The organism is Dyadobacter frigoris, assembly GCF_005280585.1.
Lineage (GTDB): Bacteria > Bacteroidota > Bacteroidia > Cytophagales > Spirosomataceae > Dyadobacter > Dyadobacter frigoris.
Map to the genome: position 1 here is coordinate 132675 of NZ_SZVO01000015.1, position 15270 is coordinate 147944.

Genomic DNA, 15270 nt, shown 5'->3' on the forward strand with positions numbered 1-15270 from the left:
TCCCATAAAATGTATTAAAGAAAACCATCTCCCCAAAGTTATGGTTCGTAAATAATCCTAAAATTTGCCTCAGCGTCAAAAAGGTAAAATCCCGGCAATAAAATTTTGGGTCAGGTATCGTTTTTGTCAAACATAAAGTTGATATTGGAAGTACCGAATTAGCCACCGTTTAGCGTTTGCATGAATTACCTTGATGAGTTTAAGAAATTTATTTCCAGCCATTACCTCTACACGGGCGTCCGGCTCACGTTAGGAGCTGTAATTCCGTGTCTTATCTTTCATCATTACGGAATTCTGAATAACCTGATCGCCTTCCCGTTGGGGACTTTACTGATTGGAACCACCGACAATCCCGGCCCGGTCCATCGTAGAAGAAATTCCCTGATGATCGCCATAGTGACCTGTTTTGTCGTCGCTTGCGTAACGGGTTTTTTAAGACATATACATTTTGTTTCTTTTATCGAAATCATACTTTTTGGTATGTTTTTCTCGCTTGTCGGCGTTTATGGAAACCGTGCGAACAGCATTGGATTAATTTCTCTGCTCGTTTTTGTTTTTAATATTGATGATCACATCAGCCGGGAAATGGTGCTGCATAACGCGCTGGTTTTTTCTGCCGGCGGAATCTGGTATTTGATATTATTTCTTGTTCTTCAAAAAATTCGTCCTTACAAACTGATCCAGCAATTATTGGGAGAAAATTTTGTGGAACTTGGAAAACTGCTTTCGGTTAAGGCCGGTTATTATTTTGCCAAACCTGACTACGATGAACTGTTTAATCAAATGATTCATCAGCAGGTTATTCTCCGGGAAAATCATGAAACGTTAAGAGAAATTCTTTTCAAAACACGTCAGATTGTATCCGAATCAACCAATACCAGCCGGATTCTAATGCTGATGTTTTTGGACAGTGTTGATTTAATGGAGCGGATCTTGAACTCCCAGCAAAATTATTCGAACCTGCACAGAGCTTTTGATGATACAAAAATCCTTCGACTTTTTGGTACTTATATCAGTTGGCTGGCTGCTGAACTTTTACAAATCGGACTAGCCGTGCAAGGCGGTTTTCCATCCAAACCCAAACATGATCTGGACGAAGCATTTAATAAATGTCAGCTTGCCTTTGACAAAATCCGTGAAAGAAGGATGACGCACGATAATGTGGAAGATTTTATCATGTTGCGTCAAATTTTGAACAGCATCCAGGATATTACGGAACGGATAAAAAAACTTCACCGTGCAACAGCTTATGACGTTGATTTGAGCAAAGATTACAAACCAAATGTTGAAACGGACGATTTTATCACAAAACAGGAATATTCTCCACGGATCCTGCTGGATAATCTATCCTTTAAATCCAGTCATTTTCGCCATGCATTCCGCGTTACGCTGGCTTTAATTATCGGATTTCTGAGTTCATTATTCTTTGATGTCGGCCATGGGTACTGGATCTTACTGACCATTGTTACGATCATGAAACCGGCTTTCAGTATAACCCAGCAACGGAATATTTACCGGATTGGCGGAACAGTTTTGGGCGCATTTTTTGGGTTTATGACGCTTTATCTGGTAAAAGATGATACTGTCATTTTTGTGATCATGATGCTCGCCATGATCGGTGCGTATAGCTTCCTGAAAATTAATTATTTCGTTGCTTCTACCGGAATTACGCTTTACGTTCTGCTTTGGTTTAATTTCCTCAATCCACAACACATTACGGCGGTTTTGCAGGATCGTGTGATTGATACCGTCATAGGATCGATTATCGCCTATTTCGTTTCATCTTACGTACTTCCGGTTTGGGAACATACCCAGATCAAACAATATATGAAAGAAGCTTTGGATGCAAACAGAAAATATTTTGATAACGTTTCGATAATTTTCACTGGTGTTTCTCTGAATATCGGTGAACTAAAATTACATCGAAAAGAAGCAATTATTGCCATGGCTAACCTGTCGGATAATTTCCAGCGCATGTTATCTGAACCGAAAAAACAGCAGGTAAAAATGGAGGAACATCACCAGTTTGTGGCTACAAGCCATATGCTTACTTCTTATATCGCCTCTTTGTCAACGTATGCGCAAACGGTGGGACAGAGTTATTTGTCAGAAGAATTTAAACCCATGATCCGGCAAATTGACCGCCAGTTTGAAACGGCAATCAAAGTAATTGAAGGAGAACAGCATATCGGAAACGAAGTGATCAAAGAATCGCTTCCACAAAATCAGAAATTAATCGAGCTTTTAACGGTTCGAAAAAAGGAAATTAAGGAAATGGGAATTGAAAAATCCGCTCAGTCACCAGCCAGAAAAGCATTGTCGGACTTCAAAACCATCAATGGACTTTTTGAACTGATCAGTACGATTACCATTGATGAAATTAAAATTCTGAACAAGATTTCAGATGAAGTCTGATCAGGCTTCAACGGCTTGCAAACGCACTTCTTTGTTTTGTTTCAAATGAAACATCAGTACAAAAGAAACCAGCACACCGCCAATAGCCAGACTTGCGCCAACCCATTCCGGAGAATTAAAACCTAAACCGGCAGCGATTGGCAGTCCGCCCAAATAAGCGCCCAAAGCATTTCCAATATTAAAACTAGCCTGGCTTACAGAAGCCGCCAGCATTTCGGCTCCTTTGGCGGTATTGATCATCAGCATTTGTAAGGGTGAAAGCATCGCGAACGCAATGGCACCGGTGATAAATGTTGAAATCAATGTTAATATCTGATTGTGGGAAACGAAATATAAAATTGTCAACGAAATTGCCATCGCAAATAATAATGCTGCGGAAGTGTACAAGGGAGAATATCGATCCGCAAGGCGACCACCGATAAAATTCCCTACAACCATGCCCAATCCGGCTAACACCAGAATATACATAATAGAATCGTCACTGAAACCTGCTACTTCTGTTAATAATGGAGCGATGTAACTGTACCAGCAAAAGAATCCGCCGGTACCGACCGCGATAACGGCTACTATTAACCATGCGTCCAGACGGGTAAAAAATTTAAGCTCGCTTAGCAAACCTTTTGTATTGGTAACAGCAAGAGAAGGCATCCAGATTTTAATGCTTGTGGTGGTCAGCAAACCAATTACACCGACAATCATAAAGGTAATCCGCCAGCTGATATGATGGCCGATAAATGTTCCCAGCGGCACGCCGATCAGATTTGCAATTGTTAATCCCGCAAACATCAGAGAAACCGATCTCGCTTCTTTTCCAGGTTCTGCCAGTCGGCCGGCTACTACGGCGCCTACACCGAAAAAGGCTCCATGAGGCATTCCGGAGAAGAATCGGGAAAGCAGAAGCATGTAATAGCTTGGTGCAAAAGCTGAGATTGTGTTGAAAACCGTGAATAAGATCATCAGCAATAACAAAATGGTTTTCGGCGGTTTGCCACCCGTAAAACCAATAAGCAAAGGAGCTCCAACCACGACCCCGAGTGCATAAGCTGATACCAAATGGCCGGCTTCGGGAATTGTTATTTCGAGTGATCTGGCGATATCGGGCAGAATCCCCATGATCACGAATTCGGTCATGCCAATACCAAAACCTCCTAGTGTTAGTGTTAATATGCTCTTTTTCATATTCAGTTCTTTACAGCAAACATTTCAAATCAACGTTTCTTTGTTTTGTTAAATTTCGATTACAAGACTCAAAACATTATTTCCAGAAGTCGTGACCAGTATTTCCAACTGGCCATAAAATCTTAATTTATACAGGAAAGGTAACGTCTATATTTTAAAATGTGTTCAATTTGGATAAATGCGGCATTTTAAAATTGTTCTTTGATTTAATCAAACAAAGAACATAAAGGATTAATCACACCAATTTTCGAAAAAGATGCAAAAACTGAAATGATATTTTCAGTTACACAATTAATTTCCACTCTGCATAAACTTTAAAAAATACAATTATTTATCATTAAAGCAATGATTGCAATACGATATGATGTTCGCGAGTCATTTTGTTTTACTTTTGGTAAAAAATTTAAGTTTTATCAACAACCGAAATCAATTTTTATGAATGAATTATCAGGTACCGAGCGGAGAAATATAACACCGGGACTTGCAGTATCTATTGTTTTAAAACAGGATCAGCGCACCGGAAAATTGACAAAGGGAATTGTTAAAGATATTTTGACCAGTGCGCCAAAACATACGCATGGTATTAAAGTGAGGCTCATGAACGGAGAAGTTGGACGGGTAAAAATTATCGGCTAACTCAAAAATTCCCATTATGCTCAATCCCCGGATTTGTCTTCTCATTGGCGTTATCTCCATCAGTATCTTTCCTGTTCTGGTAAAATGGGCGCCGGTATCGGGGTTGACTTCTGCGTTTTACCGGATGGCTATCGCGGTTATTTTTCTATTACCTTATGTATTGATCAAAAATCAGCTTCAAAAACCTGACAGATCTTTATGGCTCCCAATCTTCATTTGCGGGATTTTATTTGGCAGTGACATCGCGATCTGGAATTTATCAATCCATTATTCCAATGCAACGCAAGCGACCTTATTGACCAATTTATCGCCGGTCTGGGTAGGAATCGCTTCTGCACTTTTTTTGAATGACAAACCAGGAAAACAATTCTGGATAGGAACTGCTTTCGCACTTTCAGGCATGGTTATCCTGATGGGAATTGACACATTTACCCAAATGCGTTTTGACAAAGGATTTCTGATGGCGCTCACATCCGGACTGTTGTACGCCAGCTACATGCTCACGAGTAAGAGGGTTTTGAACCACATGAAAATTGTCAGTTTCATGGTTTACAGCATGTCCGTTTCCAGTATTTATTTACTCATTATTTGTCTGGTAACCGGCCAGCAATTATGGAATTTCACGCCGACAATTTGGGGCGTCCTAAGCATTCAAGGATTAATTTGTCAATTACTCGGTTGGCTGACAATCAGTTATGCAGTTCAAAAACTGGATGCACAACGTGTTTCGTTAAGTTTATTAAGTCAATCGGTTGTAACAGGATTAATGGCCTGGATTTTCATAAACGAAAAAGTTTCACTTCAAATGATCATCGGCGGAATCATCATTCTGGCAGGTATTGGAATTACTTTCCTTAAAAGAAAAAGCCTCTCTTAGTCACAAAAATCCATTGCACCCATCGCGTAAACCATAGCGCCCATTGCGGTTAAGTAACCACTAGCAAGTATATTCCCGAATAAGCGTCTTTATTACATTTATTCCTAAGAATTAATAAAGCGCAAAATGAAAAGTAAGCCATTAAATTTTCTGATTTATTTTTTTCTTCTCAATACAACAGTTTTTGCCCAAAAAACAGACACAACTTTCTGGTGGAAAAAAAATAATCTGCGCGTTATTCAAACCAACTTACCGGCTTACGAGGCAGCAACGCTGAATCCCGATTCATTATTAAAAGATCTCGAAAACTTTTCTGCCAATACGCTTTTGATCAATGCAGGCGGAATCATGGCCTTCTACCCTACTGAACTCGATTTTCATTACCGAAATCCGTTTCTAAAAGATAATAATATGCTGGCCGATGTAGTCAGAAAATGTCATGAAAAAGGGATCAAAGTAATCGTTCGTTTCGATTTCAGCCGCGTCCAGGAAAGCATTTTCAAAGCACATCCCGACTGGTGTTATATTTCTCCAAAAGGCGAAAGAATTATCAATACCGACATGTACGTAGTTTCGATAAACGCACCCTATGTTCAGGAAAAAGCTTTCAAAATCATTGAAGAAGTTATTGATAAATTCCCGGTTGATGGCATTTTCCTGAATATGCCGGGTTATCAGGTCAACAATCCATATGAAGGAAAATATCATGGCATTGACCAGAATGAATATGACAATAAACGTTTTGCCGAATATACAAACGGGCAGGCCTTGCCAAAAGAAGAAAACAAAGCCGATCCTTTATTTCAAAAATATCTTGAATTCAAAAAGTTTACCGTTGAAGACTGGTCACACAAACTGAATACCCTGGTAAAATCCAAAAACAGTAACATCGCCATTTGTACTTATTTTGACAAATATGTTGACATTATCCGGCATGAATCCCAGAGCAGTACTGTTCTGCCTTACTGGCCTTATACAGCTTCGGATAATGTTGGAAACGCCGTAAATTCCTATCCCGATCATATTATCAGCAATGCCAGCATTCAGCAAATTTCATTTCAGTCGCGTTATAATGCGGTTGAACCTGAGGAAGTAAGAATCCGATTGTACGAAAATATTGCAAATGGTTCAGGACTGGATATCAGCATGATGGGTGATATGCGCGGTTATGAAGACGAGCGGAATTATGATGTGATCAAGACCGTTTATGCGCATCACAAAAAACATGAACAATATTTTGGAAAGTATAAATCGGTCGCCAAAATTGCAGTAATCGCTCCGGGTTCCTGGCCCAGCGGACCTACCATGCAGGAATATCGGGGAATCGTTTTGATGCTAAAAGAAGCGCATATTCCTTTTGATATTATTGAAGATGCACAGATTGAAAATCTGGAAGGGAAAGTAAAAAATTACAAATTGATCATTTTACCTGAAATCACTTATCTGAGTAAGAAATCACTTGCCATAATTAAAGAAGCGTCAGAAAACGGAACAAATCTTATCGCTACCAACAAAGCCTTTTTTGACACACCAGAAACGTTGATGGATTTATTTGGCGCCAAGATTGTAACAATGGATAACGACGGTGCCGGAAATTATCTTAATCCTGAAAACAAGACAATTTTCAAGCATTTCACAAAACAGAAAATGCTGTTTTGGAAATTTAATCTGGGATTATACGATTTCAAAGCTGCGGATCAGACTTTGCTTCCTGTTCTTGGAAAAGGAAGACCGGGTCCCCCGGAAATTATTGGCGGACATGATCCGATCGGTTATTTTGCTTTGGGTATAAAAAAACATCCAAAAAGTAAAGCAGTTTTGATGCCGATCAACATCGGCAGGTTATATTACATGCATGGTTATGAGGAACATAAGAATATTTTACTGGACGTAATCAATTACATTTATCCGGAAGCAACGCAAACGATACAAACTGACGCGCCGGCACGTATTGAGACTATTCTTCAAAAATATAGTAAGAATATTCCCGGTGTTAATTCGATAAGTAAAGAAAACGGGATGATTTTACACCTTGTTAATCTAACCGGATTTAGCGGAAATACTTATTTTCCGCCGCTGTCTGTTTATCAGATGAAATTCAAAGTAAAATCCGATTTCAAACCTGCAAAAGTATTTTCTATGACCAGCGGAAAACCTGTCATTTTTACGTGGAAGGAAGGTTTTCTGGAATTTAAGGTTGATAAACTCGAAGCGTTTGACGGTATTGTGATTGATAAATAAACCAGGATTAAACAACAGGAAGGTAAACAATAAATGTTGCCCCTTCATCAGGATTACTGATTGCCGTAATGATTCCCTGGTGATTATCTACAATTTTTTTACAAATTGCCAAGCCAATTCCTGTCCCTTCGTAAGCGCTTTTATTATGAAGACGTTGGAAAACCTGAAATATTCTTTCCCGGAATTGCGGATCGAAACCGATACCGTTGTCTGTAAAAGAAATATAATGATAATCATTTTCAGGAATGGCTTCCGTATATCCCAAATCACTTCCGGCAATTATTCCGGCAGTAATATGTATTTCCGGGTGAACACCCCTTTTTACAAATTTCAGTGAATTAGCGATCAGGTTGGTAAAAAGTTGTTCAAACTGATAAACAATTACGTTCAGCGAAGGCAATGTTGAAGAAGAAATAACAGCACCTTTTTGGTGGATACTTTCTTGCAATTGCTCCTTAACGTTTTGCAGTAAAATATTAAGATCCGTAAACTCAAAATTCTTTTCCATAGCAGTCGCCCTTGAAAAAGCAAGCAGATCTATGATCAATTGCTGCATCCGGGTTGACGACGCCTGCATACGGTTAAAATAATCCTTGCCACGATCGGACAGGTTATTTTTCTCAGTTTCCATGATCCTGGTTGCAAAAGTCTGGATTTTCCGAAGCGGTTCCTGCAAATCGTGACTGGCTACATAGGCGAATTGCCCCAATTCAATATTAGTACGGATCAATTCGTCATTGATAACAGTTAGCTCCCTGGTCCGCTGCTGTACTTTGGATTCCAGTTCATCAATAAACAATTTACTGTCGTGGATATCTGTGCTGGTTCCAACCCACATTTGAATCACACCGTCAGTATCTCTCTGAGGCATGGCGCGGCTCAACTGCCAGCGGTATTCTCCGTCAAATTTCCGGAAACGATGTTCATAAATAAATTCGTTCCCGGACCTGACCGCTTCCGACCACAAACGGATGTTGAGTTCGATATCATCAGGATGAACCATTTGCAGCCACCCATCTTTTTCAATCTTCTCATAAGTTAATCCCGAGTAATCAAAAGTGGACTGGTTGAAATAATTAAGATTTCCTTCTACATCTGCCGTCCAGATAAACTGTGGCATAGAATCCGACAGCGTCCTGAATTTGCCTTCACTTGTTCTCAAAGCATATTCGGCTTCCTTCCGGTCTGTAATATCAATAAGTACATTCAATGCACCAGTTACATTTCCGGCACTGTCATGAATCGGTTGTGGATTTGCAATAACATGTCTTAATGTCCCATCCGGCCTTTTGACATAGGCTTCTGCGCTAAGTGCACGTTTTTCTCTAAACGCTACCCCCATCGGACAATCCACATGCGGAAGCAAATCGCCTTCCAGCGTATACATTTCATGAGAACCGCACCACAATTCTTTACCTAATTCAGGTACTCTGCCCCACAATTTCACAGCAGCTTTGTTGTACAAATTAACCAGTCCATCCGCATCAACAGTATAAACCGCCACTGGCAAGGTTCCAATCAGATCTTTATACCGTTTTTCACTTTCTTCTATGATTTGCTCTGCTTGTTTTTGCTCAGAAATATCCATCATAGTTCCAAGCATCCGGTGCGGTTTCCCATTGTTATCAAACATAACTTTACCCTGTGTCCGCATCCAATGCAATGAATTATCAGGATGAACAATCCTTGCTTCGTAATAGTAAATCCCGGTTTTAAAAGCCGTTTTATACGCTTGCTCAACCCTTTCTACGTCCTCGGCAAATACCTGATCGCGCATATCCCAATGTGTCATAATTTTGGCTTCCGGCTGACCGAACAATTGGCTTAACCTTGACGAGTAAACGATTTGCCGGGTTTGTAAATTCAGATCCCAGGTTGCCAGCTGAGTTCCTTCTGTGGCAAGGCTCAGTCTCTCCGCAGCGTCGTTAATCTGCTGCCGCGCTTCAACTTTTTCCGTTACATTATTTACTGAAACCATCACACCGCAAACTGACCCGTCTACTTCATGGATTGGTGCACATTGAAAATCAAGGTAATACGTTTTACGTCCTTCGGGCGTCTCTATAATAGCCAGAGCTTCATTTTCCTTATGTGTTATTCCATTAAAATAAACGTCTTTTAAGATCTGAGGGAATTTCTGGTCTGTTAGTTCGGGAAAAACTTCCAGAAGCTTTTTACCCTGAACTTCCTTCAATTCCCGTTTCCACAGATCTTTCAGCATTGCTTCATTAGCAATGCTGATCAGCATATCTTCCCCTTCAAAAATGGCTTTGGCAAATTGTGATTGTGAAACCAGATTTCGGAACCGGTTTTCACTTTGCTGCAAGGCATTTTTTGCTTTTATCTGCTGCGTCACCTCGGTGGCCACTACAATAATTCCGCTAATAGAACCGTCTGTTTCAAGCAACGGCTGATAAACAAAATTAAAATAACATGTTTCCTTCCTACCGGAACGAAGCAATATTACTTCAAATTCATTTCCATAATATGGAATTCCACTTGTCAGTATTCCTTGCAAAATTGGATTTACTCGATCTTTTACTTCAGGAAGAGAGTCAAATAATGACTTCCCTACAAATTCATCTTCCCGTTTATCAACAATTTCAAGATACGTATCATTTGCCATTTCTACGATAAGCTCCCGTCCTCGCAAAATCACCATGCCAACAGGTGCCTGTTTCATCGTATTACGAAACTTGATTTCGCTGTTATTCCCTTCTTTTTTTGCTTTCGCTGCGTTCTCAATTTCCTTTTTCACATGTGCGTCCAGCGCAAGAAGCGTTTCCTGGAGCTGAAGAAGTTCTTTGTAATTTACAGTAAGCTGATCCGAGATTTCTTCTTCATTCTGATCTTTTGTCCCGGATTTTACTTTGATTTCGATAACCGATAGCAACGTGGTAAGATTGCCCGCTATCTGTTCCATCATCATTAATCCTTCACGCGCCTTTTCGACTTCACCGTTTTTGTATAAAGCGATCAGTTCATTGGCACAATCATGAATTTCATGATGGACTTTTTCAAGGTCGTGCATCTCGGGAATATAGCCATACTTTTCAAGTGCATAACCATAAATCCATTCCCCTACTTCACATTCCTTATAATCTGTAACCGCAGTTTCATCTATATCAATACCATAAAGCATTGATCTGAGCCGGGTTTTAAATAATATATGTTTTGCCTTGGCTCTTTCGAAATCCAGTTCAAGTAAATTCATGCTTCAATCCTATTTTCTCACTAATAAATAAAGGGTCCGATTCTCTATCAGCCTGCTGCTAACATCGTGCCAATCGTGATATTAAAATTGAAAATAAAAATCTTCCTTGAAGGTCTTAAAGCGGTGTTGACGCCAATCAATCGCCAGTATATGCTGAATAGCCAATTTTAATTTCGAAAAAGATCCGGGTTTTTTAATATAATAATCAGCACCCTCGTCATAAAGACGGTTAATTATTTCTTCTTCACCGCTTGTAGAAAAAATCACAACAGGAATATCTTTAAATTTCGCCTCTTTTCTAATTTCAGTCAGACATTCATAACCATTCTTTTTAGGCATATTGAGGTCCAGAAAAATAACGTCCGGCGTTGGCGGCATTTTATTTTCAAGAATATCCATCAATTCCATTCCGTCATTAGCAGTCCGTAACTCCGTCATATCGCACACCTCTCTTAATGCGTCTTCAAACAAAAGGCAGTCGTCTTCATCGTCATCGACCAGGAAAATATATTTTCTTTCAATTTTTTTCATACCTGATCAATTGTCTCCCAAAGTACGCACACCAGTATACTTTGTGTTTAGGAATAAAAAATGCCACTTCTGAAATATCAGAAAAAACAAAAGTGTACATTTCAGAGCAGATATTCCGCTAAATATATTTTAACGATTTTAAAAATATATTATTTTAATAAAATCGCAATCGTGATCTCAAATATAGAATCAATATTCTCCGGCGTTCAGTTCTTTTTTCTTTTTAGCCTGATGTAAACGGTAATTCAATGTCAGGTTGATTTGCCTTAATCTGCCCTGAGAACTTGTGGTAGCATAATAATTGGAACCTTCCAGAATTGACCTGTACTTGCGCGAATTAAAAACATCCGTTACACTCAACACGAGAGTTCCATTATTTTTAAAAACATCACGACTTGCTGCCAAATCCAGTGTTGCCAAAGCTTTTCGCTTTCCCTGCGGCGTTTGCTGCGGTGCTTCATAATTGGCACGGAGTTGCAAATCGGTATTTTTCCATAAACTAAAACGTGAGGTAGTTCTGGCAAACCAACTATAAGTATCACTTTTGAATTCTGCATCTGCTCCGGCACCATTGGTAATAGCCCTGAAAAAGTTTAAACTTCCATCCAATTTCCACCATTGGTATAAGGCATAAGATCCCGTAAACTCGGCACCATAAGAATTTTCCGTTCCCAGGTTTTCAGGTTTAGTATAAGAATCACCATTGTCCTCAACCCGTCGGATGCTGATAATTTTGCCGTTTGTATGACGGTAATAAATGGAGGAACTGATAGAACCTTTCTCAATATATTTGATATGACCAATTTCAAAAGCATTTGTAAATTCGGGATTAAGATCAGGATTTCCGCTGAAATAATTCCGGTTGTCACTATATGTCATAAAGGGACTTAAATCATTATACTGCGGCCGGCGTACGCGACGACTAAAACTTAACTGAAGCGCATGTTGGCGGGGAAGTTCGTAACTGACGTGAACGCTTGGGAATAAATTGGCATAAGTCCGTTTGTTTACATCATTGGTTTGTTTCAACGTAGTAGTTACGCCCGTCCATTCAGCCCGAAGTCCAACCTGATAAGAAAGTTTTTTCGTTTTATTCCCCACAATTCCATAAGCTGCATTGATCCTTTCTTCATATAAAAAATCATTGGTGAGGCCGGGAATCGGACTAAAACTGCCGTCGTCATTTTGCTGGGTCACGGTATAATCGTTGGTCATATTCCGGGTGCTGCTTCTTCCGCCGGCTTCAAATTTTCCTTCTTTTCCAAACGGATGCACATAATCAACCTGAGCCAGAAATTGTTTTTCTGTTTCATAATTAACAGCGCGTTGCAAAGTCGATGGAATATCCGAAGGACTTCCGTCCGGTTTCAGCGTTTTTTGTCTGTAATACTGATCCGAATCTTCCCAGTTGTCCAGATATCGGACATCAGCTGTCAATTCCTGCCCTTTTCTTTTGAAAGTCCTTTTATAAGTTAATGCATATTCAGAATTAGGCTCGGTTTCTGTTTCATCCTGCGTTCTGTTTGTGGTACTCAACAAATTGTTCAGATTTGATAAATAATCACGGTAATCAATATTCGAGAAGCGTTTTCCCTTACTGAGGCGATAAGTGTAAGAGCCGGTTAAAACATTTTTATCGTTCAAATAATAATCAATCCCGGCACGTGCACTATTATTCTGACCTTTAAGATGACTCACCATATTTTTCTGGGTGATGAAAGTCGAATCGTTCCGATATAATTCCTGGTAAAGCGAATTTTTACCAGGTGTATTTCTGTATGAAACCGTATAATTGACAAAGAAATTAAGGTTTTTGCGCCGGTAATTTACATTCGCCGCGGCTCCAAAATTTGTCGGATGCCCGGTAATTATATCAAAGGATCCGTTAAATCCTTCTTTTCTCTCTTTTTTCAAAACGATATTGATAATCCCCCCCATACCTTCTGCTTCGTATCGGGCAGACGGATTTGTAATGATCTCAACGCGTTCAATCATGCTTCCCTGCAAAGATTGCAAACCACTTCCGCCTTTCAGACTTACCAGCCCCGAAGGTTTACCGTCAATAAGTATACGCACATTACTGCTTCCTCTCAGACTGACATTGCCGTCCACATCAACAGCCACAGACGGTATATTGGTAAGAATGTCCACTCCCGTTCCACCGGCATTTGCAAGATCTTTGCCTACATTAAAAATCTTTTTATCCAATGTGAGTTCCATTGTACTCTTCTCTCCCTGAACCACAACTTCATCAAGTGTTTTTGCCGAAGGACTTAATTTAATCGTGCCAATGTTCAGAGTAGAATTCTGTGAAGTAACATTCACACCGGAAGTTTTTCGAGCGTTATAACCTATGAATTCCGCTAATGCATAATACGCCCCGGCATTCACTTCTATTGAAAATACACCGGTTTCGTTTGTGATCGCACCTGTGACAAAAGTGCTGTCGGATGCTTTAAACAAACGCACACTGGCATAACTTAATGCACCATTATTCTGAGTGTCTGTTACTTTTCCAGTGACCGAAAACTTGCCTCCCGTTTGCCCAAAAGCAGTGTTTAAAAAGAAAAAAAGAAAAATAAAAAACATGGAAAAGGATTTACATTTCCTCCACACACGGTCTTCCCTGTTTACGATAATCAATCCTTTTGCTGATTCTGATATTGTTTGTAATGGTTTACGCATTGAATGCTTATATAGGTTTAGGAAACTTTACTATTTTCATTAAAACCCATAAAGTCACTGGATTTACTCTGAATAGTTACAGATTATGACGACATATTCTAATGTCTGCCCCCAGCGCCAATTAATCGTAATCAAGAAATTAGCCTCCGTTGCTGAAATGCATATATTTGGAAATTCAATTTCCTAAGCCTTCAAAAATTATAGATTATGTTACAAAATGACGCTACGGTTCTGGGCCTGCTCATGGTAATCCTGGCCATGGTATTTTATACGGCGTCACTTCCTCAAAAAGGCTGGCAACGGTTTTATGGTATTTTTCCGCCGCTATTATTATGCTATTTCATTCCTGGTTTACTTAATTCTTTTGGAATAATAAACGGAGCTACTTCCCAACTTTATCCGGTTGTTTCAAGATATCTCCTGCCTGCTTGTCTCGTTCTTTTCACATTGGGAATGGATTGGAAAGCGCTGGCAAAACTTGGCCCGCCTGCGATAATTATGATGCTGGTTGGTTCTTTTGGAATAATTATCGGAGGCCCGATTGCACTTTTTATTGTTGGAAAAATAAGTCCTGAAACCGTGGCAGGCGAAGGTCCGGATGCTATTTGGCGAGGATTAGCTACTATTGCCGGAAGCTGGATTGGCGGTGGAGCCAATCAAACGGCTTTGCGGGAAGTTTTCAAACCAAGTGATCGTTTATTTTCTCAAATCGTTGCCGTAGATGTAATAACCGCAGAATTATGGATGGCTGTTTTAATTTACGGAGCAGGTTTTGCAACAAAAATTGATCGTTTTCTTAAAGCAGACAGCAGCCAGATAGACCACGTAAAAAATGATTTGGAACAAGCTCAATTAACAAATCAGAAAATTCCCGGAACGAAGGATTTCATTTACTTGTGTGCTGTTGGTCTTGGAGCAACCGGACTGGCACATTGGCTGGCTGAGAAAATCACGCCTTATCTGGCGGCCAATTATCCTGCTTTGGAAAAATACAGTCTTACTTCCAGCTTTTTCTGGATTACCGGTTTGGTCACTTTAATGGGAATTATTTTGTCTTTCACACCTTTACGAAAACTTGAAAACGTCGGAGCTTCAAAATTGGGAAGCGTATTTCTATACATTTTGGTAGCAACAATTGGCATGCAAATGGATTTAGGATCGATTGCGGATAATCCCGGACTTTTTGGAATTGGCTTGATTTGGATGATGGTTCATGCCGGTTTAATTGTTTTAGTAGCCCGGTTATTGAAAATTCCTTATTTCTTTTTAGCTGTTTCCAGTCAGGCGAATGTTGGCGGCTCCGCTTCGGCTTCTGTGGTTGCGGCAGCATTTCATCCTTCGCTGGCTTCGGTCGGGATTTTATTGGCAATTTTAGGATACGCCATAGGCACATATGGAGGCTATCTTTCGGCACTTATGATGCAGTGGGTTAGTGAAATGTAGGATTTGAAAGTTTAGGCGTGTAATTTTGTCGGCCTATATAATTATTTTC

9 protein-coding genes are annotated in these 15270 nt (G+C 39.9%); 5 read left to right on the forward strand and 4 right to left on the reverse strand.

What is annotated here, in order from left to right; translation table 11 throughout:
• Positions 1 to 180 precede the first annotated feature (180 nt).
• Positions 181 to 2415 (forward strand): FUSC family protein, encoded by a 2235-nt coding sequence (locus FDK13_RS26880; RefSeq protein WP_137343111.1) that lies wholly within the window; start codon positions 181 to 183, stop codon positions 2413 to 2415.
• Here the strand turns inward: FDK13_RS26880 and FDK13_RS26885 are convergent, their stop codons facing one another.
• Positions 2416 to 3594, reverse strand: coding sequence for an MFS transporter (locus tag FDK13_RS26885; protein ID WP_137343112.1), 1179 nt, complete (start codon positions 3592 to 3594; stop codon positions 2416 to 2418).
• A gap of 435 nt (positions 3595 to 4029) precedes the next feature.
• On the opposite strand from FDK13_RS26885, the gene FDK13_RS26890 reads away from it, so the two are divergent.
• The 3 genes from FDK13_RS26890 (at position 4030) to FDK13_RS26900 (ending at position 7348) form a co-directional block, all read left to right on the forward strand.
• Complete coding sequence (locus FDK13_RS26890) at positions 4030 to 4230, forward strand: YwbE family protein (protein WP_137343113.1); 201 nt, start codon at positions 4030 to 4032, stop codon at positions 4228 to 4230.
• A 16-nt stretch (positions 4231 to 4246) separates the two neighbouring features.
• The gene (locus tag FDK13_RS26895; protein WP_137343114.1) at positions 4247 to 5107 is read left to right on the forward strand and encodes a DMT family transporter; all 861 of its coding nucleotides are present in this window, start codon (positions 4247 to 4249) and stop codon (positions 5105 to 5107) included.
• A gap of 126 nt (positions 5108 to 5233) precedes the next feature.
• Positions 5234 to 7348, forward strand: a complete 2115-nt coding sequence (locus FDK13_RS26900; RefSeq protein WP_137343115.1) for an alpha-amylase family protein — start codon at positions 5234 to 5236, stop codon at positions 7346 to 7348.
• 7 nt (positions 7349 to 7355) lie between these two features.
• On the opposite strand, the gene FDK13_RS26905 is transcribed toward FDK13_RS26900, so the two are convergent.
• The 3 genes from FDK13_RS26905 to FDK13_RS26915 form a co-directional block, all read right to left on the reverse strand.
• Entirely contained in the window at positions 7356 to 10562 is a 3207-nt protein-coding gene (locus tag FDK13_RS26905) for a PAS domain S-box protein (protein ID WP_137343116.1), read from the reverse strand.
• Positions 10563 to 10643: 81 nt separating this feature from the next.
• Positions 10644 to 11093 carry a response regulator gene (locus FDK13_RS26910; protein ID WP_137343117.1) on the reverse strand — a complete coding sequence of 150 codons (450 nt, stop codon included), beginning with the start codon at positions 11091 to 11093 and terminating at the stop codon, positions 10644 to 10646.
• Between the two features lie 189 nt (positions 11094 to 11282).
• A complete protein-coding gene (locus tag FDK13_RS26915) occupies positions 11283 to 13682 on the reverse strand; it encodes a TonB-dependent receptor (RefSeq protein ID WP_137343179.1) in 2400 nt (799 codons plus the stop codon).
• 303 nt (positions 13683 to 13985) lie between these two features.
• Here FDK13_RS26915 and FDK13_RS26920 point away from each other — a divergent pair, with 303 nt between their 5' ends.
• The gene (locus tag FDK13_RS26920) at positions 13986 to 15221 is read left to right on the forward strand and encodes a DUF819 family protein (RefSeq protein ID WP_137343118.1); all 1236 of its coding nucleotides are present in this window, start codon (positions 13986 to 13988) and stop codon (positions 15219 to 15221) included.
• The last annotated feature ends 49 nt before the right edge of the window (positions 15222 to 15270 follow it).